We start from the raw sequence: 18,352 nt of genomic DNA, 5'->3' as shown, positions 1-18,352 counted from the left end.
CGCTGCGAGGAAACCGGGCATGCCGGGTACGCTGATCAATCGACTGAGTTTTCTGGCCCTGGGTGGCCTGATGGTCCTGCAGTTCGGCGTCTTCGAACAGAGCCCGACCAATCCGGTGGGCATCCGCTACGTGGGCGAAATGTACCTGGCGATCTGCCTGGGCTTCTTCGCGCTCTTCACCCTGAGCACCTGGCACCGGCCCCAGCGCGACTATCGCCTGCTGATGGGCTTCTGCCTGTTTTCCACGGCGGTGTTCGTCGGCCTCCCGGCGGTGTTCGCCCAGCTGTTCTGGGGGCAGCCGCTGGTCTATGGCCTCATCGAGGAGCGGCGCGTGCTCTACTGCTTCAGCGCCTTTCTGGTGCTCTACCTGGCCAAGCGGCTGAACGCCACCCAGTTCGAGAATCTGATCATCCTGGTGGGGCTGCTCTCGGCGCTGCTGTGCTGGCTGTCCTACTTCAAGATGCTGCCCGATCTACGCGAGGAGGTGAAGGATCTCAGCCGCCCCGGACGGGCGTCCACGGGCGCGGGCGCCATCTTCTTCGGCTACTTCATCTGCATCTACTTCGCCGGTCGTGGGCGTTCCTTCATCGACGGCCAGTTGCGGCCCAAGCTGCGTCACGGCCTGCTGGCGCTGTTCTTTCTGGCGACCATCGTGGTGGTGCTACAGACCCGCCAGCTGATCGTGGTCTGCCTGGTGTTCACCATCCTCGCCCTGCGTGCACGCCTGGTGGGGCCGGCACTGTTCGGCGCCATCATCATCGCGCCGCTGATCCTCTATCCGCACCTGCTGGAAACCCTCGGCTTCAACCTGGACTTCTATGCGCGCTCGGTGCAGGAAGGCCCCACCGACAACGTCCGGGAAAACACCATTTCCCAGATCATCAACCACCTGCAGCTGTACAACGGCCTGCCCAGCGGCAGCCTGAGCCTGATGTGGAACGACGGCTTCAAGCCGATCTTCGGCGACTACTTCTTCCTCTCCGACGTCGGCATCTTCGGCACCGTGTTCCGCTTCGGCTTCCTGTCCATCCTGGTCATTCCCATCGGCCTGGCGATCCACTACCTGGTGGCGCGCAAACTGAGCCGTGACCTGGAATTCACCCTGGCGGTGTTTCTCGCCTTCATGACCATCTGGCCGCTGCAGGGCCTGTTCGAATACCAGGGCACCGCGGCCCTGCTCTTCGTCATGCAGGCGCTGAAGACCTACCACGGCGCGCCCCAGTATGGGGTGGTGAGTCTGCCGGAGCGACCGGGGGCGCTGCCGCCCGGTCGCCAGGTCTTGCCGGTCTAGCAGCCGGTCAGGCGTTCCACCCGACGCTCGCCGGGAAAGAAGAAGGGCCGCAGGCGCACGCCCAGGCTGTTGCCGAAAAAGGCGGCTACCAGCCATAGCCAGCCATGCAGGCTGCCCGAGGCGATGCCGCTGAAGTAGGCGCCGATGTTGCAGCCATAGGCCAGCCGCGCGCCATAGCCCAGCAGCAGGCCACCCAGCACCGCCGCCACCAGCGACCGCGCGGGGATGCGCAGGCTCGGGGCGAAGCGCCCGGCGAGGCCCGCCGCGGCCAGGGCGCCCAGCATGATGCCGAGGTTCATCACGCTGGTGACGTCGAACCAGAAGGGCTCGGCCAGGGCCCGGGCATTGGCCGGTTGCTGCCAGAAGGCCCAGCCGGAGACGTCCAGCCCGAGCAGGCCGGCACCCTTGGCACCCCAGAGGGCGAAGGCCGAGGTGACGCCCCAGGGGCGGCCGGCCAGGGCCAGGGTGACGAAGTTGAGCACGGCCAGGGCGATGGCGCCCCAGACCAGCGGCCAGTTGCCGCGTAGTAGGCGCGCCGCGCCCTGGTGTTCACCGGGTACCGTGACTTCCAGGCTGCCATGGCGACGGCGCTCCAGCACCACCGTGGCCGCGGCGATCAGGGCGAACAGCGCCAGGCTGACCAGGATGCCGGGCAGCACGCCCAGGCGGGTCACCAGGGAGGTGGGTGGCAGGCTGGGCAGGGCGAACCACCAGCCCAGGTGCTGGGTGGCGATCAGCGAACCGATGACGAAGAACAGCAGGGTCACCAGCATCCGCGCATTGCCGCCGCCGGCGGTGAACAGGGTGCCGGAGGCGCAGCCACCGCCCAGTTGCATGCCGATGCCGAACAGGAAGGCGCCGATCACCACCGAGGTGGACAGCGGCGAGACGTTGCCACGGACCGCCTCACCGAACAGGCTGCCGGCACCGAGGACGGGAAAGAACAGCAGCACCGCCAGGGCCAGCATCACCATCTGCGCCCGCAGACCGGCGCCGCGACGGTCGAGGATGAACACTCGCCAGGCCGAGGTGAAGCCAAAGGCGGCGTGATAGAGGGTCAGGCCCAGGGCGCCGCCAAGCAGCAGCAGGAGCGCCTGTCGGCTACCCACGGCCTGGCTGAGAAAGACCATGCCCACGGCGAGCAGGCCGGTGGCCCAGAACGCCGCCCAGGGCAGGCGAGGAGAGGAGAACGTAGAGGTCTGCTGCATCATGGTTCCGGTAGCTTCGAACTAAAGTCCGACTATTTTAGTGGGACTTGTTCGGGAATCCCAGCGGACATCCGCTGCTGGTTGAATGAAAAGGTTACATCGATATAGCTAGAAGTTATTGATGGTTCAGGGCAGCCGTTTGCCGAGGGATGTGGTCAAAGCGGCCAAAGGAATCCTCTGGAGTCGCCGTGTCCGCTGTTGTCGCCCTGTCCGTTCCCGCTCTGCCCAGGCTGTCGCGACTACGCGGCTGGACCGCCCTCGCCGCTGCGCTGGTCCTGGCCGGTTGCAGCCTGACGCCCACCTCCCAGGGACCCACCCGCTCGCCAGCCGAGGTGCGTGCCGAGCTCCTGCGCCTGCTGCCCGCCAAGGTGGCGGATCGGCAGGGCTGGGCCAGTGACATCCAGACCGCCTTCAGCGCCCAGGGCCTCGAGCCCTCGACGGATAACCTCTGCGCTGTGCTGGCGGTGGCGGAGCAGGAATCCACCTACCAGGTCGATCCGCCGGTGCCGGGGCTGGGACGCATCGCTCGGGAGGAGATCGACAGACGCGCGGCGCGGGCCTATGTGCCCCAGCTGCTGGTGCGTACCGCGCTCAACCTCGACTCACCGACCGGCAAGACCTACGCTCAGCGCCTGGACAGTGCCCGTACCGAGCGCGAGCTGAGTCTGATCTTCGAAGACTTCATCGCCATGGTGCCCCTGGGCGGCCAGCTGTTCGGTCGCTTCAATCCGGTACGCACCGGCGGCCCCATGCAGGTCAGCATCGACTTCGCCGAAGCCCATGCCCGCGGCTATCCCTATGACCGCGACGGGTCCATCCGCCACGAGGTGTTCAGCCGCCGGGGCGGTCTCTATTTCGGCACCGCGCATCTGCTGGGCTATCCAGCGGACTATTCCACGCCGCTGTATCGCTTCGCCGATTTCAACGCTGGCTGGTACGCCAGTCGCAACGCGGCCTTCCAGAGTGCGGTGAGTCGAGCTACCGGGATGAAGCTGGCGCTGGACGGCGATCTGGTGGTGCCCGGCTCGCGCACCCAAGGCGAGACCGAGCGGGCGGTGAATCGCCTGGCGCCGGCCCTGGGCATGAGCGACATCGCCATCCGCCATGACCTGGAGGCGGGGGAGTCCGAAGACTTCGCCAAGACCGATCTCTATGCCAAGGTCTATGCGCTGGCCGAGCGCAAGGCCGGACGCAGCCTGCCGCGCGCCATGCTGCCGGGCATCACCCTGGAAAGCCCCAAGATCACCCGCACCCTGACCACCGCCTGGTTCGCCCAGCGAGTGGAAGAGCGCTGGCAGCGCTGCCGGGGCCGCGCCGCCCGCTGAGCGGGGCAGGGGGCCGAACGGCGCTTTCCGGGCGATGAGGGCCGGGGTGAACTATGGCAATTGGCCAGACTATTGCCCTACCATGGGGAGATGAAGCGGCCTTGTGCCGTACGGTTCTGGTGTAGTCCCTAGAGGTCCAGATGACCGATATCCCCGGCTCCCGGTTGACGCTCGTCGTCGACCAGCCCACCCCCTCGGCCCGCCATCGGCTGCCGCCCCGCGAACAGGCCAAGGCGCTGCGCCTGCTGCGCACCCTGGGCCTCGAGGCCGATACCCCGCCCGAACTGGTGCTGGCCTGGCTGGAACGCCGCGACGGCGGCTGCTCGCTGCCGGAAGCGGCGCGCCAGATCGGCCTGGGCAACTGGCTGGGGATCACCACCAGCCTGGCCGACCTCACCCAGAATCTGGCGCGCTTCGAAGCGGCCTATGCCCTGGACAGCGTGCTCGACTCCCTGACCACCCTGGTCGAGCAGTCGCCGCCCGAGTCCCGCTAGCTAGAGCCCGGCACCGCGGATATTGACGTAGAGGCTATACAGCGAGTGGGAGCCGGCCATGAACAGCCGGTTGCCCTCAGGTCCGCCAAAGCACAGGTTGGGGCAGCGTTCCGGCAGGTGGATATGCCCCAGCGCCTTGCCGCTGGGATCGAACACCCGCACGCCATCGAGCACCTCGGGCTTGGCCGCCGGGGCGCCACTGCTGCCCCAGCCGCACCAGAGATTGCCCGCCACGTCGCACTTGATGCCATCCAGGGCGCCATACTCCAGCGCCTCGATATGCTTGCGGCGTTCGCCCAGGCTACCGTCGTCCTTGACGGTATAGGCCCACACCAGGCGATTGGGCTTAGCGCGGCCCTCGACCACATAGAGCAGTTTCTCGTCCGGTGAGAAGGCCAGGCCATTGGGGCCGTTGAGATCGCCGATGACCCGGGTCACCGCCAGGCTTTCGCCGTCGATGCGATAGACCGCATCGGGCTGCTCGGTCTTGACCCTGTGGCCCTCGTAGTCGCTGTTGGCCTGGAACGGCGGATCGCTGAACCAGATGGAGCCGTCGCGCTTGACCACCACGTCATTGGGCGAATTGAACGGCTTGCCTTCGAAGTTATCGGCCAGCACCGTGAGGCGGCCATCGTGCTCGGTGCGGGTGACCCGCCGACCGAGACCGTGGGTGGTGGAGCCTTCGCAGGCGATCAGTCGACCCTGACGGTCGCGGGTCAGGCCGTTGGAGAAATTCGACTGGGCGCGATAGGTGTCCAGCCGGCCGCTGACTTCATCCCAGCGGATGATGCGGTTGTTGGGGATGTCGCTCATCAGCAGGTAGTTGCCGTCGCCGATCCACACCGGCCCTTCGGCCCAGCGCAGACCGGTGGCCAGGCGTTCGACGCTGGCATTGAACAGGCGCAATTCCAGAAAGCGATCGTCGAGGATCTCGATGAGCGGATCGGGATAGCGTTGGCTCAGGGGTTCGGCGGCGCGGGCGAGACCGGGCAGCGTGAGGGCGGCGCCGCAGACCAAGCCGCCCTGGAGCAGCCGGCGACGGGACAATGGCCGGGCGAGACCCGGGTAGGAGTCGTGCATGGGTAGGTCCTTGATTGTTTTTGTTGGACGAGACAAGACGATACGCATCAGCCCGCTGAGACAGGCTAATCGTATGACATCATATGTCTTGTGGTGGGTCGCGCCAACCCGAATGCTGGCCTAGTCGGCGTCCAGCACCAGGCAGGTACGGCCACGGCCCTGACGCTTGGCCTGATAGAGGCGGCGATCGGCTTCGTGCAGGAACCCTTCGAGGTCGTTGGCGAGGCCGCTGAAGACCCCCGCGCTGAACGACAGCGGCGGCGCGCCCGGGGCATAGGCCTGGGACTGGCAGTAACGTCGCAACAGGTCCAGCGCCTGCAGCAACTGCTCTGGTGGCATGCGGCTGACCAGGGCGAATTCCTCGCCGCCCAGGCGCCCGGTCAGGTCCTGGGGCAAGGTGCGGGCCAGCGCCTGGGCGAAGACCACCAGGGCGCTGTCGCCGCTGGCATGGCCGTGTTCGTCGTTGATGCGTTTGAAGTGATCCAGGTCGAGCATGGCCACGCTCAGGGTGTGACCCTCGCGCTCGGCCTGGCGAAACCACTCCTGGGCCTGATCCTGGAAGGCACGCCGATTGCGCAGCCCGGTGAGGGAGTCGTACTGGGCGGCATGGGTGAGGGCGCGCATGAGATCCCGCCGCTCCAGGGTCGAGACCACCCGGCAGTTGAGCTCCTCGGGGCAGAAGGGCTTGCGCAGGAAGTCGTCGGCGCCCTGCTTGATGAACTTGGCGCTGAGCGAGCCCTTTTCGTCGGCCGACAGGCCGATGATGCTGAGGTCGTGGCGGCGCAGCTTCTGCCGCAACAGCTGCACCAGTTCGAAACCGCTCAGGCCGGGCATGCTGTGGTCCACCACCAGCAGGTCGATGTCCGGCTGCTCCTCCAGCAGGCGCAGGGCTTCGTTGCCGTCGCAGGCATCCAGCAACTGGTAGCGGTGGGGCGTCAGCACGTGGCGGATGTAGTTGCGGGTGGCGTCGGAGTCCTCGGCGATCAGAATCTTCACCGCGGTATTGCTATCCAGCCGGCGCAGCAGGCGGAAGGCGAATTCGTAGGAGTACTGACTTTCCTTGAGCACATAGTCGACCACGCCCTTGGTTAGCAGGTCATCGCGCCGGCGTTCGTCGTAGGAGCCGCTGAGGACGATGCAGGGCAGGCGATAGCGCAACACCAGGTCGACGCTTTCGCCATTGGGCGCATCGGGCAGGTTGAGATCCACCAGGGCGGCGAAGAACAGATTGGCCGAGGTGTCCAGCATCAGCTCGGCTTCGGCCAGGGTGGCGCAGAACACCGGCTCGAAGTCGCGCTGCTGACGAAAGAGGTGCGCCAGAATCTTGAGGACCATGGGGCTGTCTTCGATGACCAGGATGGAGCGCACCGGTAACTCCTGCAGGACAAAGATCAGCCGAGAACTTGTCTGGCGTCAGATGAAGCGATCATTCGCCTCTGCGTATCGGCCAAAGGATCGACGACTTGAATGGTCGCCGATCCTTTCTGGATCAGCTGTCCTGCCGGCCTTCCAGTTGACGATGTCGGGGCAGGCGCAGGGCGTCGTCGCGCGGCAACGGGCGGCTCAACAGGTTGCCCTGCACCTTGTCCACCTGCAGGGCCTTGAGCGTCTGCAGTTCGGCAAGGGTCTCCACGCCCTCGGCGATCACTTCCTTACGTGTCTCGCGGGCAAAGGCGATGATCGCCGAGGCCAGCGCCCGGCGTTCGGCGTCGCTGTCGATGTCACGGACCAGGCTCATGTCCAGCTTGATCATGTCCGGACGCAGCCTAAGGATGTGCCTCAGGCTCGAATAGCCGGCGCCGGCGTCGTCGATGGCCAGGCGCACGCCCTGGGCCCGCAGCGGTCGCAGCTGGGCGTGGAGGGCGTCGTAGTCGTCGACTTCGGCGTGCTCGGTGATCTCCAGCACCAGCCGGCCCGGCGGATTGCCCGCCAGCAGCACGGGCAGGCGGCCGGCCAGGATGGTCTGGGGTGAACAATTCATGGTCAGGTAGCTGTCGTCGGGCAGACTCTGCAGCCCCTGCAGGGCAAAGCGTATGGCGCATTCTTCGAGCTCGTCGCCCAGACCGATGGCGCTGGCTTCGGAAAACCACAGGTCCGGGCTGCGCTGCGGCGGGCAGTGGAAACGCGACAGCGACTCCCAGCCAGCGATGCGCAGATCGGCGAGATGATAGATCGGCTGGTAGACGATGCTGGGTTGGTGCGCAGCTACCGCGCCCTGGATGCGCTGACGCATCTCGACCTGGCCGCGGCGACTGGAGACGTCCAGGCTGAGGCGATCGGCCACCAGTTCGGCGAAGGTCCGCACCAGTTCCAGGTCACGGGGACTCAAGGTTGGATCAGGCTGGTACTTGAAGCAGCAGAAGGTGCCATAGAGCTCGCCATCGTTGAGCCGGACGGGCACGCTCAGGTGCGCGCCGATGGGCACGGCGCGGGTTTCCGGAATCAAGCGGGTGGCGCCGACGGCGCGGGTGTCGGGGATGAGTTCAGGCAGATGGCCGGTCACCACCTGCTGGCAATAGCCCTGGCTGAGCGGCAGGGCGTCGCCCGCCTTGATCGGTGCATCGGGCGCGGCATCGACGTTGCGAAAGACCCGATCCTGCTGACGAAATTCGGCCAGAAAGGCCACGTCCATATCCAGATGGGTGCGCAGCGCGTGCAGCACCTTGTCGATGCAGCCCTGGCTGCTCAGGGTGCCGGTATCCAGGCCAACGACATCCAACAACTCGGTACCTGATTCCCTCATGTCCTCACTCCCGGGAAACTACGACCTGAACCAGTGTAGAGCCTGGAATGAATTTGTCAGTCAAATGACCTCATCTGTATGGCTTAAGCCTGTTCGGCGTACCAGGCCTCGAAGGCGGGCAGGGCCATGGGGCGGGCCAGCAGATAGCCCTGGACCTCATCGCAGCCGGCTTGCTGCAGGAAGGCCAGCACCTCGGGGGTCTCTATCCCTTCGGCGACGTTGCGATAGCCCAGCTTGCCGATCAGTGCCAGCAGCGCCCGGACCACCTCCTGCTTGCGTGAATCCTGGGGCAGGTCGTGGATCAGCGAGCGATCGAGCTTGACGCTGGTGACCGGCAATTCGTAGAGGTAGGCGAAGTTGCTGTAGCCACTGCCGAAGTCGTCGATGGCGATTTCCAGGCCCAGCTCGCGCAGGGCATGCAGCTGGGCGATGGCCTCCGGATTACGTCTCAGCCATTCGCCTTCGGTGATCTCCACCTCCAGCCGTCGTGGATCGACGCCCTGGCGCTGGCAGGTCTCGCGTAGCAGCCCCACCAGATCGCCTTCGTCGAAATCCCGCGGTGACAGGTTGAGCGACAGCCTTCCCTGGTAGCGGCTGTCCCAGCGCGCCAGCTGGGTGACGGCGGTGCGGATCACCCAGCGGGTGACGCTGTGGATCAGTGCGGTCTTCTCGATGGCCGGAATGAAATCGCCGGGCGCGATGGGGCCGAGTTGCGGATGCGTCCAGCGCAACAGGGCTTCGGCGCTGCACAGCCGGCGCCCGGGCAGTGCCAGGCGCGGCTGGAAGGCCAGGCTGAAGTCGCCGCGTTCGAGGGCCTCGGGAAGCTGCCGGACCAGTTGGAAGATCCGCTGGAAGGCTTCGTCCAGGGGGCGCTCGTAGAGTCCCCAGTGGCGGGGGCTCAGGGCGGCCTGGTTGACGGCTACCATGGCCTTGCGCAGCAGGTCGCGCACCTCGCCCGGTTTGAGCTCGAAGGGCACCACGCCGGCCTTTACCGGCGGATCGATGGGAATCCGGTCGGCCTGGACCGGGGTCCGCAACTGGGCGATCAGGGCTTCCAGCAGCGGCGGGTAGTCGTAGTTCGCGGGCAACAGAAAGGCGAATCTCTTGGTGTCCACGTGATAGACCTTGGCCCGCTCGCTCAGGGCGTCGCACAGGCGCAGGGCCAGGCTGCGCAGAAAGGTCTCGAAGGGCCACATGCCCTGGGCCAGGACCAGCTGCTCCTTCCAGTGGGTTTCCAGCGGATCCACCAGCACCAGCAGGCGCGCCTCGCCGGGATGGAGTTCGGTCAACTGGGCCACATCGGCTTGGAACTGCTGCCGATTGGGCAGGCCGCTGACCGGATCGCGCCGGCGCAGGTGCTGACGCAGGACGATGAGTCTCATCACCTGGGCGGCGAAATCGTCCAGGCGCTTGCGTTCCGTCGCCGTCAGCTCGCGCGGTTGGTTGTCGAGGATGCAGAGGCTGCCGATGGCATAGCCGGCCTCGGTGACCAGGGCCGAGCCGGCATAGAAGCGCACCAGCGGCGCCTTGACCACCAGGGGATTGTGGCTGAAGCGGGTATCGCAGCGGGCATCGTTGATCTCCATCCGGCCATCCGCGGCCTGGATGGTGTGGGCGCAGAAGGCGTCCTCGATGGGCATCTGCGCCAGGTCGAAGCCGACGCGGGCCTTGAACCACTGGCGATCGCGATCCACCAGGCTGATCAGCGCGGTCGGCACATTGAAGCTGCTGGCGACCAGTTCGCAGAGGCGGTCGAATTCCTCCGCCGGCGCCGAGTCGAGCAGCTCCAGGGCATGCAGGGCGTTGAGGCGGTCATCTTCGTACTTCAAGGGATCGGCCATCGGACTAGCTCAAGAGAATCGACAGGCCTGGCAGGAGATCCAGGCGCAGCTTGGAAGACCGGAGCGCCAGTCGAGCCGGACGAGCGGCTGACAAGAGGCGGGCTGACTGAGGGTATCGGCTGCAAATCATAAGACTTTAGCTGTTTCTCGCGTCTGCACGTCCTGCAAACCTTAACGCGGCTGCACGTCGATCGCGAGTCCTGGTCGAACGCACAACCTCCGCCGAGTAGCGACCATGACCCTGACCTGCCTGTTCGACATCAACGAGACCGTGCTGGACCTGTCCGCGCTGGACGGCCTGTTCACCGAGCTGTTCGGCGACCCCCAGAGCCGCACGCTATGGTTCGCCCAGACCCTGCAGAACGCCATGACCGCCGAGCTCTGCGGCCGGCACGCGCCCTTCGAGGCCCAGGGCCAGGCGGCGCTGGACATGATCGCGGCGCGGCTCGGGCGTACGCTGGCCGCAGCGGACAAGCAACGTGTCGCCGATGCGCTCAAACGGCTGCCCGCCCATGCCGATGTCCGTGCGGGCCTCGATTTTGCCCGCGCGCAGGGCGTGCGCTGCATCGCCTTCTCCAACAACGCCCGTGCCGCCACCCAGGCGCAGCTGGAATACGCCGGCCTGAGCGATGCTTTCGCCGATACTCTCTCGGCCGAGGACGCCGGCGCCAGCAAGCCGGTCACGGCCACCTATCGCCAGGCCGCCGCCAGCCTGGGTCAACCCACCGAGGGCCTGTGGCTGATCGCCGTCCATGCCTGGGACATCGCCGGCGCCCAGGCTGCCGGGTTCAGGGGTGCCCTGCTGCAGCGGCGTCCCGACCAGGTGGCCAATCCTCTGGCGCCGCCCCTGGTGACCGCCGGCACGCTGCAAGAGGCAGTGGCGCGCATTCTGGCGCACGAGGGCCGCAGCTAGCGGCCTGGCATGCTAACGTCCGCGCCATCACCGGCCGGATGCCGGTTTTTCCAGACCGTGAGAGTCGCTTTGCCATGATGGATACCCTAGCCCGGCTGCGTGCCGGCGAACTGGCCGGGGCCACGCGCCTGACCCTGCGCGCCGACCTGACCGAATTCCCCGAAGAGCTCTATAGCCTGGCCGACAGCCTGGAAATTCTCGACCTGTCGGGCAATCGGCTGACCCGCCTGCCCGCCGACCTGGGCCGACTGCACCGGCTGCGCATTCTCTTCTGCTCGGGCAATCCCTTCACCGAGTTGCCGGAGGTGCTAGGTACGCTACCCAACCTGGAGATGATCGGCTTCAAGGCCTGCCAGCTGGAGCGGGTGAGTGCTGCGGCCCTGCCACCGCGCCTGCGCTGGCTGATCCTGACCGACAACCGCATCGCCGAGGTGCCCGCCGCCCTGGGTGAACGACCGGCGCTGCAAAAACTGATGTTGGCCGGCAACCGGCTGGAGGCTTTGCCGGCGAGCATGGCCGACCTGCACCAGCTGGAGCTGCTGCGGCTGTCGGCGAATCGCTTCGCGGCGCTGCCCCCGGCCATTCTCGCGCTGCCCCGGCTGACCTGGCTGGCCTATGGCGACAATCCCCTGGGGGCCGAGCGCGAGCGCGCGGTGCGCACCCAGGCGGCGCGGCAACAACGCATCGCCTGGAGCGACCTGACGCTGGGCGAGCGGCTGGGGGAGGGCGCCTCCGGCATCATCCACCAGGCGCGCTGGCAGTCGCCCACGGGGCCGCGCGAGGTCGCCGTCAAACTGTTCAAGGGCAGCATGACCAGCGATGGCACCCCGGAAAGCGAAAGCGCCGCCAGCCTCAGCGCCGGCACCCATCCCTGGCTGATCGGCGCCCTCGGCGATCTGGCCGAGCATCCCGAGCAGCGCAGTGGCCTGGTGCTGGAGCTGGTAGAGCCGGCCTTCGGCAACCTGGCCGGGCCGCCCAGCTTCACTACGTGCAGCCGTGACGTCTATCCGGAAGACACCCGCTTTACCGCCGCCGCCGTACGTGAGATGGCCGGCGGCATGGCCAGCGCCCTGGCGCACCTGCACGGACATGGCCTGGTCCACGGTGACTTCTATGCCCACAACATCCTCTGGGACGGTGGCGCGCGCTGCCTGCTGGGCGACTTCGGGGGCGCCTCGCTGCTCCCTGAGGACGCTGCGCAGGCCGCGCGCCTGCAGCGCTTCGAGAGTCGTGCCTTCGGCATCCTGCTGGAAGAGTGGTTGACGCGGTGCAGCGAGCCGGTCGATCCAGCGTTGGCGGCCCTGGCCGCGGAGTGCCAGCAACCCGATCTTGATGCGCGCCCCCTGCTGGCCGAGGTGGCGCAGCGGCTGCAGGGCTAGTCCAGCGCCCAGTCCACGGCGGCCAGGGCATGCAGCCGCGTGGTGTCGAACAGCGGCACCGCGCTGTCGCTCTGGTCCACCAGCAGCATGATCTCGGTGCAACCGAGCACGATGCCTTCGGCCCCCTGGGCGACCAGCTCGGCGATGATCGCGCGATAGGCTGCCCGCGACTCGGGGCGCACTTCGCCACGTACCAGCTCGTCATAGATGACGCGATGCACGGTCTGGCGCGCGGTCGCTTCGGGCACCAGGACCTCCAGACCGAAGCGCGCCGTCAGCCGCTCGCGATAGAAGGCCTGTTCCATGGTGAAGGCGGTGCCCAGCAGGCCGATGGTCCGCAGGCCCCGGGCGCGGATCGCCGCACCCGTGGGGTCGGCGATATGCAGCAGCGGCAGCGCCGTGGCTGCCTCGATCTCCGTTGCCAGGCAGTGCATGGTGTTGGTACAGAGCACCAGCGCCTCGGCACCGCCGGCGGCCAGTTGCCGCGCATGGCCTTGTAGACGCTGACCAAGCGCCGTCCAGTCGCCGGCATGCTGCAGGGCGGCGATCTCGGCGAAATCCACCGACAACAGCAGGCAGGCTGCTGAATGACTGCCGCCCAGCCGGCGCCGGACCTCTTCATTGAGGATGCGATAGTAGTGAGCCGAGCTTTCCCAGCTCATGCCGCCCAGCAGGCCAAGGGTGCGCATGGCGTGTCTCCCGTTATTCGCGAGGGCTTATCTTGCCTGGCAGGCAGGGCCTCTGAAGAGAGGCAGTCGCGACCGGATCTAGGCATACAGTGGTCCTCGCCGCGGCTTTGGCCGGGCAGGTGGCGACTGCACTGGCTTCCGCTACGCTTCAAGGGGGCACTCCCGGCCCTGGAGGTGCTCGTCATGCTCAAAGCGTTGCTCACCGCGGTAGCCCTGACCCTCTTCGCCGCCGCCAGCGTCCAGGCGGCGCCCTGCCGCGATGCTCACGGCAAGTTCGTCAAATGCGACACAGCCAAGACCAAGGCGGCGCAATGCAAGGACAGCCAGGGCAGATTCGCCAAGTGCGGCGCACCTGGGGCCACGCCGGTCGACTAGAGGCGGCCATCCGGACGCCACGCGGGGCCTTGGCCGTGACGCCTCGCCTGACGTCACCAGCGGCGTCTGCCAGCGCCTAGCATGAGGGCCGCTAGTCCTTTTCCGCCGAGCCCGGCTCCGACCAGGCGCGATGACGCTCGGCCTTCTGGGCTTCGCTTTCCACCCGATTGAGCACCTCGCCCTCGTGCTGCACCTCGGGGCCGCCGCCATAGACATGGTCGAGGCCCTGCATCAGGGCGGCGTAGCCCTGGGCGGCCACCTGGACCGGATCGTTCTTGGGCCCGGCACCCACACTGGTGTCGTCCTCGCCGGCGCGGTGGAAGAAGTTGGTATCGGTCTGGCCGGGCATGAGTACCGTGAGGGTCACGCCGCTGTCCTTGAGTTCGTTGCGCACGGCGAAGGCGAAGGAATTGATGAAGGCCTTGGAAGCGCCGTAGACGGCCTCGAAGGGAATCGGCGCGGTGGCCGAGATGGACGAGGTGAAGAGCACCCGGCCGCGACCGGCGGCGACCATGTCCGGCAACACCAGCTTGGCCAGGTGCACGGTGGACATCACATTGAGCTGAATCAGCGCCATCTCGTCTTCCAGCCGCGTCTGGCCAACGAAGGCGCCGCCTAGGCCGACGCCGGCGTTGAGCACCACGACGTCCAGCGGACGGCCCTGGCGGCGCAGGAATCTATAGGTCTCTTCCACGCCTACGGCGGTGCGCAGATCGGCCGCATGGCTCCAGACCTTGACCCCCAGGGCACGCAATTCGCGCTCGGCGGCGTCCAGCCCATCACCGCGGGAGACCAGCAGCAGATCGTGGCCATGACGGGCCAGCTGCTTGGCCAGTTCGAAGCCGATGCCACTGGAGGCACCGGTGACGGCGGCCAGTGGCCGGGTAACATTGCTCATGCGGAAATCCTCTGCAGACCTGGTGTAGCTGGGATCGTCGCGGAGGGCTGGTGCTCCCCGCGGCCGACGGTTGACCCCTGACGGCATGGCATAATCGCCAGGCCGTCTGGAGGAGACAAGCGATGCAACCCGCGGATCTGGAAGCCCTGGTGACCTGGACCATGCCCTATGGCAAGTACGCCGGCCGCCTGCTGGCTGACCTGCCGGGCCACTACCTCAACTGGTTCGCCCGTAGCGGCTTTCCGCCCGGTGAACTGGGCCGGCTGCTGGCGCTGATGCAGGAGATCGACCACAACGGCCTCAAGCCGCTGCTCGATCCGCTGCGCCGTCGCCGTTAGTCCGCCGCGCGATGCATGTCGACATGGGGGATGCCGTCCTCGTCGTATACCCCTGAACAGGGCGTGAAGCCATAGCGGCCATAGTAGGCCTGCAGATGAGCCTGGGCGGAGAGGAACAACGAACGTCCGGGCCAGCGCTCGGCGCAGACGCGCAAGGCTTCCGCCAGCAATAGATGGCCCAGACCGCTGCCGCGGCCCTCGGGGGCGACGATCACCCGACCGATCACCACTTCATCGCGTACGGAGCCCAGCAGGCGCAGGTAGGCGTGCAACTGGTCGTCGCGCCAACCGAACAGGTGCCAGACGTCGTCTGCTAGATCCAGGCCGTCGGGATCGGGATAGACGCACTGCTGCTCCACCACGAAGACCCGGGCGCGCAGCACCAGGGCGGCGTAGAGCTCGGCGGTAGTCAGCGCCGGGGCGGCGCGGCAGATCCACTGGATGGCCATGCTCAGTCCTTGCGCCGGCCGAACATGAAGCGGAAGCGATTGCGATTGAGCAGCACGTAGCCGGTCAACTGCAGCCCCGCTGCGAACAGCAGGCTGCGGATCGCGCCGGGGTCGGCAGGGCGGGGCCCCTGGTAGAGACCGTAAAGGGCGAAGGCCACGCCCAGCAGGCCGAGGATGAAGAAGACCAGACCTATCTTGGTCAGGCGGGGAAGGGTGCGCAGATTCATGGGCGTATCGTCGAAGGCAAAGGCCGCCACGCTAACTGTCCGCGCCGGGCTTGTCGAGCCGATAGGCAGCCGCGGCGGACTGGTCTAACGTGGCCTGATGACTCTGCAAGCGGGAGAGAGCCCGTGTTCAGCCATGTACAGGTAGGCGCGCGCGATCTGGAGCGCCTGATCGAATTTTACGACAGCGTTTTGCACGAGCTCGGCCTGGTGCGGATGCCGCTGGAAGACGACGGCGGCCCGCCCGGTTGCGGCTGGCAACGCCCGGGGCGGGCCTGGCCGCAATTCTATGTGCAACTGCCGTTCAACGGCCTGCCGGCCTCCTGGGGCAATGGCGTCCAGGTGAGCTTTGCCGCGCCTACCCCCGCGGCGGTGGAGGCGGCCTGGCACCGCGCCCTGCAACGGGGCGGCAGCGACGAAGGCGCGCCTGGGGTACGGCCAGGCTATGGCCCGGATTTCTATGCCGCCTATTGCCGGGATCCGGAAGGCAACAAGCTGTGTTTCGTGCATGCCGAGGGGCTCGCCGCCGCCTGCGACTAGCGTGCGATCCGGCGGTCCGGCGATTTGGCAGTCCCTCGCTCAGACGTTGGCCGCCAGGGCGACGGCATCGGTGCGCGCCGCCATGATGAAGTCGTTGCGGTGCAGGCCGCCGATGTTGTGGGTCCACCAGCTCACCGTCACGCCGCCCCACTCGGTGAGCAGGGCCGGGTGATGGTCTTCGTCCTGGGCTTCCCGACCGACTCGGTTGGTGAAGTCCAAAGCTTCGAGAAAGTTGCCGAACGCATAGCGGCGTTCCAGTCGCGCAATCCCCTCGCGTTCCACCAGCGTCCACCCCGGCACGGCCTTGAGCAATTCACTGCTGGCGGCCGCGCTCAGGGCCGGCTCGCTGGAGCGGCAGGGGACGCAATGGGAATGGGCGAGATCGGCCATGAGGCGCTCCTTGGGAAAGAAAGTCATGAAGGGGCAAGGGTAACAGACCCATCGGTCAGCTCCCGGCGCCCCGTCCGACCATGGTCGAATGGTCCGAAATCGATGCGCGCCGTACAACGGAAGGCAACAAGAACAACAGTTTCCCGCCGAGGAGATCGTCCCATGAGTGCCGCCTTCTACCCGGTCCGCGCGGAAGTCGCTTCCCGGACCCTGACCGATGAAGTCACCTATCGTCGCCTGTACCAGCAGTCCATCCTCAACCCCGATGGCTTCTGGCGCGAACAGGCCCAGCGCCTGGACTGGATCAAGCCCTTCAGCCGGGTCAAGCAGACCTCCTTCGACGATCATCGCGTCGACATCCAGTGGTTTGCCGACGGCACCCTGAACGCCTCCTACAACTGCCTGGATCGCCACCTGGAAACCCGTGGCGACCAGACCGCCATCATCTGGGAAGGCGACGATCCGGCCGACAGCCGTCACATCACCTACCGCGAACTGCATCGCGAGGTCTGCCAGCTGGCCAACGCCCTGCGTGGCCAGGACATCCACCGCGGCGACGTGGTGACCATCTACATGCCGATGATCCCCGAGGCCGTGGTCGCCATGCTGGCCTGCGCGCGCATCGGCGCGGTGCACTCGGTGGTGTTCGGCGGCTTCTCCCCCGAATCCCTGGCCGGCCGCATCAGCGACTGCCAGTCCAAGCTGGTGATCACCGCCGACGAAGGCGTGCGCGGCGGTCGCAAGATTCCGCTCAAGGCCAATGTCGACGAAGCCCTGACCAATCCGGCCACCCATTCGGTGCACAAGGTGATCGTCTGCAAGCGCACCGGTGCCGACATCGCCTGGCACCGCCACCGCGACGTCTGGTACGAAGAGATCACCTCGGTGGCCCCGGAACACTGCGAGCCCAAGGAGATGTCCGCCGAGGCGCCGCTGTTCATCCTCTATACCTCCGGCTCCACCGGCAAGCCCAAGGGCATCCTGCACACCACTGGTGGCTACCTGACCTATGCCGCCCTGACCCACGAGCGGGTCTTCGACTATCGCCCCGGCGAGGTCTACTGGTGCACGGCCGACGTCGGCTGGATCACCGGTCACAGCTACATCGTCTACGGCCCCCTGGCCAATGGCGCCACCACCCTGCTGTTCGAGGGCGTGCCCAACTACCCGGACGTCACCCGCATGGGCCAGGTGGTGGACAAGCACCAGGTCAACGTCCTCTACACCGCGCCCACCGCCATCCGCGCCATGATGGCCCAGGGCGATGCCGCCATGCAGGGCGTCGACGGCAGCAGCCTGCGCCTGCTCGGTTCGGTGGGCGAGCCCATCAATCCCGAGGCCTGGCACTGGTACTACAAGACCGTGGGCCAGGAGCGCTGCCCCATCGTCGACACCTGGTGGCAGACCGAGACCGGCGGCATCCTTATCAGCCCGCTGCCCGGCGCCATCGGCCAGAAGCCCGGCTCGGCGACCCGTCCCTTCTTTGGCATCCAGCCGGCGCTGGTGGACAACGAAGGCAACCTGCTCGACGGCGCCGTGGAAGGCAACCTGGTGATCCTCGATTCCTGGCCGGGCCAGTCGCGTTCCATCTATGGCGACCACGACCGCTTCGTCGACACCTACTTCAAGACCTTCAAGGGCATGTACTTCACCGGTGACGGCGCCCGCCGCGACGAAGACGGCTACTACTGGATCACCGGTCGCGTCGACGACGTGCTCAACGTCTCCGGCCATCGCATGGGCACCGCCGAGATCGAGAGCGCCCTGGTGGCCCATCCCAAGGTCGCCGAAGCCGCGGTGGTGGGCATGCCCCATGACCTCAAGGGCCAGGGCATCTATGTCTACGTCACCCTCAACCAGGGCGAAGAGGGCAACGAGGCCCTGCGCCAAGAACTCAAGCAGTGGGTACGCAAGGAGATCGGCCCCATCGCCACGCCCGACGTCATCCAGTGGGCGCCGGGGCTGCCCAAGACCCGTTCCGGCAAGATCATGAGACGCATCCTGCGCAAGATCGCCGTGGGTGAATACGACTCGCTCGGCGACATCTCCACCCTGGCCGATCCGGGGGTGGTGCAGCATCTGGTCGGTACCCATCAGCAGATGAGCCAGGCCGTCGCCTGATCATCGTCCACCAGCAGCCGCCCGCGTCCGTCTCCGGTCGCGGGCGGTTCGTTT

At 66.8% G+C, this 18,352-nt stretch carries 19 protein-coding genes; 9 read left to right on the top strand and 10 right to left on the bottom strand.

The window, feature by feature from the left end; all coding sequences use genetic code 11:
- Nucleotides 1-19 precede the first annotated feature (19 nt).
- Nucleotides 20-1,291, top strand: coding sequence for a hypothetical protein (locus LRS53_RS16825; protein ID WP_093250453.1), 1,272 nt, complete (start codon nucleotides 20-22; stop codon nucleotides 1,289-1,291).
- On the opposite strand, the gene LRS53_RS16820 is transcribed toward LRS53_RS16825, so the two are convergent.
- Entirely contained in the window at nucleotides 1,288-2,499 is a 1,212-nt protein-coding gene (locus LRS53_RS16820) for a YeeE/YedE family protein (RefSeq protein ID WP_442968520.1), read from the bottom strand. The genes LRS53_RS16825 and LRS53_RS16820 overlap by 4 nt on opposite strands.
- 221 nt (nucleotides 2,500-2,720) lie before the next feature.
- Between LRS53_RS16820 and LRS53_RS16815 the strand changes: the two genes are divergently transcribed.
- Complete coding sequence (locus LRS53_RS16815) at nucleotides 2,721-3,824, top strand: DUF1615 domain-containing protein (RefSeq protein WP_269216778.1); 1,104 nt, start codon at nucleotides 2,721-2,723, stop codon at nucleotides 3,822-3,824.
- Between the two features lie 140 nt (nucleotides 3,825-3,964).
- Nucleotides 3,965-4,318 (top strand): hypothetical protein, encoded by a 354-nt coding sequence (locus tag LRS53_RS16810; RefSeq protein WP_017642447.1) that lies wholly within the window; start codon nucleotides 3,965-3,967, stop codon nucleotides 4,316-4,318.
- Here the strand turns inward: LRS53_RS16810 and LRS53_RS16805 are convergent, their stop codons facing one another.
- From LRS53_RS16805 to LRS53_RS16790, 4 genes are all read right to left on the bottom strand, one after another.
- Nucleotides 4,319-5,398 carry an SMP-30/gluconolactonase/LRE family protein gene (locus LRS53_RS16805; protein ID WP_160923688.1) on the bottom strand — a complete coding sequence of 360 codons (1,080 nt, stop codon included), beginning with the start codon at nucleotides 5,396-5,398 and terminating at the stop codon, nucleotides 4,319-4,321.
- A gap of 120 nt (nucleotides 5,399-5,518) precedes the next feature.
- The gene (locus LRS53_RS16800) at nucleotides 5,519-6,766 is read right to left on the bottom strand and encodes a GGDEF domain-containing response regulator (RefSeq protein WP_064307310.1); all 1,248 of its coding nucleotides are present in this window, start codon (nucleotides 6,764-6,766) and stop codon (nucleotides 5,519-5,521) included.
- Between the two features lie 121 nt (nucleotides 6,767-6,887).
- Nucleotides 6,888-8,141 carry a sensor domain-containing phosphodiesterase gene (locus tag LRS53_RS16795; RefSeq protein WP_231356651.1) on the bottom strand — a complete coding sequence of 418 codons (1,254 nt, stop codon included), beginning with the start codon at nucleotides 8,139-8,141 and terminating at the stop codon, nucleotides 6,888-6,890.
- Nucleotides 8,142-8,224: 83 nt separating this feature from the next.
- Nucleotides 8,225-9,982 (bottom strand): putative bifunctional diguanylate cyclase/phosphodiesterase, encoded by a 1,758-nt coding sequence (locus LRS53_RS16790; protein WP_231356650.1) that lies wholly within the window; start codon nucleotides 9,980-9,982, stop codon nucleotides 8,225-8,227.
- A gap of 235 nt (nucleotides 9,983-10,217) precedes the next feature.
- Here LRS53_RS16790 and LRS53_RS16785 point away from each other — a divergent pair, with 235 nt between their 5' ends.
- Together LRS53_RS16785 and LRS53_RS16780 are read left to right on the top strand one after the other, a co-directional pair.
- Nucleotides 10,218-10,895 (top strand): haloacid dehalogenase type II, encoded by a 678-nt coding sequence (locus LRS53_RS16785; RefSeq protein ID WP_231356649.1) that lies wholly within the window; start codon nucleotides 10,218-10,220, stop codon nucleotides 10,893-10,895.
- Nucleotides 10,896-10,972: 77 nt separating this feature from the next.
- Nucleotides 10,973-12,274: a leucine-rich repeat-containing protein kinase family protein gene (locus tag LRS53_RS16780; protein WP_231356812.1), complete on the top strand. Its 1,302-nt coding sequence runs from the start codon at nucleotides 10,973-10,975 to the stop codon at nucleotides 12,272-12,274.
- Here the strand turns inward: LRS53_RS16780 and LRS53_RS16775 are convergent.
- Complete coding sequence (locus LRS53_RS16775; RefSeq protein WP_231356648.1) at nucleotides 12,271-12,963, bottom strand: aspartate/glutamate racemase family protein; 693 nt, start codon at nucleotides 12,961-12,963, stop codon at nucleotides 12,271-12,273. The genes LRS53_RS16780 and LRS53_RS16775 overlap by 4 nt on opposite strands.
- Before the next feature lie 183 nt (nucleotides 12,964-13,146).
- On the opposite strand from LRS53_RS16775, the gene LRS53_RS16770 reads away from it, so the two are divergent.
- On the top strand, nucleotides 13,147-13,338 hold the full coding sequence (locus LRS53_RS16770; RefSeq protein WP_231356647.1) for a hypothetical protein: 192 nt from the start codon (nucleotides 13,147-13,149) through the stop codon (nucleotides 13,336-13,338).
- 91 nt (nucleotides 13,339-13,429) lie between these two features.
- On the opposite strand, the gene LRS53_RS16765 is transcribed toward LRS53_RS16770, so the two are convergent.
- A complete protein-coding gene (locus tag LRS53_RS16765) occupies nucleotides 13,430-14,236 on the bottom strand; it encodes an SDR family NAD(P)-dependent oxidoreductase (RefSeq protein WP_064307305.1) in 807 nt (268 codons plus the stop codon).
- 122 nt (nucleotides 14,237-14,358) lie between these two features.
- Between LRS53_RS16765 and LRS53_RS16760 the strand changes: the two genes are divergently transcribed.
- The gene (locus LRS53_RS16760) at nucleotides 14,359-14,574 is read left to right on the top strand and encodes a DUF3820 family protein (RefSeq protein ID WP_007159585.1); all 216 of its coding nucleotides are present in this window, start codon (nucleotides 14,359-14,361) and stop codon (nucleotides 14,572-14,574) included.
- Here the strand turns inward: LRS53_RS16760 and LRS53_RS16755 are convergent.
- Nucleotides 14,571-15,023 carry a GNAT family N-acetyltransferase gene (locus LRS53_RS16755; protein WP_017642436.1) on the bottom strand — a complete coding sequence of 151 codons (453 nt, stop codon included), beginning with the start codon at nucleotides 15,021-15,023 and terminating at the stop codon, nucleotides 14,571-14,573. The two genes, LRS53_RS16760 and LRS53_RS16755, sit on opposite strands and share 4 nt — an antisense overlap.
- A gap of 2 nt (nucleotides 15,024-15,025) precedes the next feature.
- A complete protein-coding gene (locus LRS53_RS16750) occupies nucleotides 15,026-15,250 on the bottom strand; it encodes a hypothetical protein (RefSeq protein ID WP_231356646.1) in 225 nt (74 codons plus the stop codon).
- A gap of 123 nt (nucleotides 15,251-15,373) precedes the next feature.
- Between LRS53_RS16750 and LRS53_RS16745 the strand changes: the two genes are divergently transcribed.
- The gene (locus LRS53_RS16745; protein WP_231356645.1) at nucleotides 15,374-15,787 is read left to right on the top strand and encodes a VOC family protein; all 414 of its coding nucleotides are present in this window, start codon (nucleotides 15,374-15,376) and stop codon (nucleotides 15,785-15,787) included.
- Between the two features lie 39 nt (nucleotides 15,788-15,826).
- Here the strand turns inward: LRS53_RS16745 and LRS53_RS16740 are convergent, their stop codons facing one another.
- Nucleotides 15,827-16,177, bottom strand: coding sequence for a 4a-hydroxytetrahydrobiopterin dehydratase (locus LRS53_RS16740; protein ID WP_231356644.1), 351 nt, complete (start codon nucleotides 16,175-16,177; stop codon nucleotides 15,827-15,829).
- Nucleotides 16,178-16,339: 162 nt separating this feature from the next.
- Here LRS53_RS16740 and acs point away from each other — a divergent pair, with 162 nt between their 5' ends.
- Nucleotides 16,340-18,298, top strand: coding sequence for an acetate--CoA ligase (acs, locus tag LRS53_RS16735; protein ID WP_017642431.1), 1,959 nt, complete (start codon nucleotides 16,340-16,342; stop codon nucleotides 18,296-18,298).
- Nucleotides 18,299-18,352: the final 54 nt, after the last annotated feature.

It is taken from the genome of Pseudomonas sp. PLB05 (assembly GCF_021106615.1).
Lineage (GTDB): Bacteria > Pseudomonadota > Gammaproteobacteria > Pseudomonadales > Pseudomonadaceae > Chryseomonas > Chryseomonas benzopyrenica.
This window is presented reverse-complemented; position numbering and strand designations above follow the sequence as displayed.

What these genes read in the sequence shown, in the direction of transcription:
- LRS53_RS16785 (WP_231356649.1), top strand. Translation starts at nt 10,218, where the DNA reads ATGACCCTGACCTGCCTGTTCGACATCAACGAGACCGTGCTGGACCTG.
- LRS53_RS16810 (WP_017642447.1), top strand. Translation starts at nt 3,965, where the DNA reads ATGACCGATATCCCCGGCTCCCGGTTGACGCTCGTCGTCGACCAGCCC.
- LRS53_RS16755 (WP_017642436.1), bottom strand. Translation starts at nt 15,023, where the DNA reads ATGGCCATCCAGTGGATCTGCCGCGCCGCCCCGGCGCTGACTACCGCC.
- LRS53_RS16790 (WP_231356650.1), bottom strand. Translation starts at nt 9,982, where the DNA reads ATGGCCGATCCCTTGAAGTACGAAGATGACCGCCTCAACGCCCTGCAT.
- LRS53_RS16765 (WP_064307305.1), bottom strand. Translation starts at nt 14,236, where the DNA reads ATGAGCAATGTTACCCGGCCACTGGCCGCCGTCACCGGTGCCTCCAGT.
- LRS53_RS16760 (WP_007159585.1), top strand. Translation starts at nt 14,359, where the DNA reads ATGCAACCCGCGGATCTGGAAGCCCTGGTGACCTGGACCATGCCCTAT.
- LRS53_RS16825 (WP_093250453.1), top strand. Translation starts at nt 20, where the DNA reads ATGCCGGGTACGCTGATCAATCGACTGAGTTTTCTGGCCCTGGGTGGC.
- LRS53_RS16780 (WP_231356812.1), top strand. Translation starts at nt 10,973, where the DNA reads ATGGATACCCTAGCCCGGCTGCGTGCCGGCGAACTGGCCGGGGCCACG.
- LRS53_RS16795 (WP_231356651.1), bottom strand. Translation starts at nt 8,141, where the DNA reads ATGAGGGAATCAGGTACCGAGTTGTTGGATGTCGTTGGCCTGGATACC.
- LRS53_RS16805 (WP_160923688.1), bottom strand. Translation starts at nt 5,398, where the DNA reads ATGCACGACTCCTACCCGGGTCTCGCCCGGCCATTGTCCCGTCGCCGG.
- LRS53_RS16775 (WP_231356648.1), bottom strand. Translation starts at nt 12,963, where the DNA reads ATGCGCACCCTTGGCCTGCTGGGCGGCATGAGCTGGGAAAGCTCGGCT.
- LRS53_RS16740 (WP_231356644.1), bottom strand. Translation starts at nt 16,177, where the DNA reads ATGGCCGATCTCGCCCATTCCCATTGCGTCCCCTGCCGCTCCAGCGAG.
- LRS53_RS16820 (WP_442968520.1), bottom strand. Translation starts at nt 2,499, where the DNA reads ATGCAGCAGACCTCTACGTTCTCCTCTCCTCGCCTGCCCTGGGCGGCG.
- LRS53_RS16750 (WP_231356646.1), bottom strand. Translation starts at nt 15,250, where the DNA reads ATGAATCTGCGCACCCTTCCCCGCCTGACCAAGATAGGTCTGGTCTTC.
- LRS53_RS16770 (WP_231356647.1), top strand. Translation starts at nt 13,147, where the DNA reads ATGCTCAAAGCGTTGCTCACCGCGGTAGCCCTGACCCTCTTCGCCGCC.
- acs (WP_017642431.1), top strand. Translation starts at nt 16,340, where the DNA reads ATGAGTGCCGCCTTCTACCCGGTCCGCGCGGAAGTCGCTTCCCGGACC.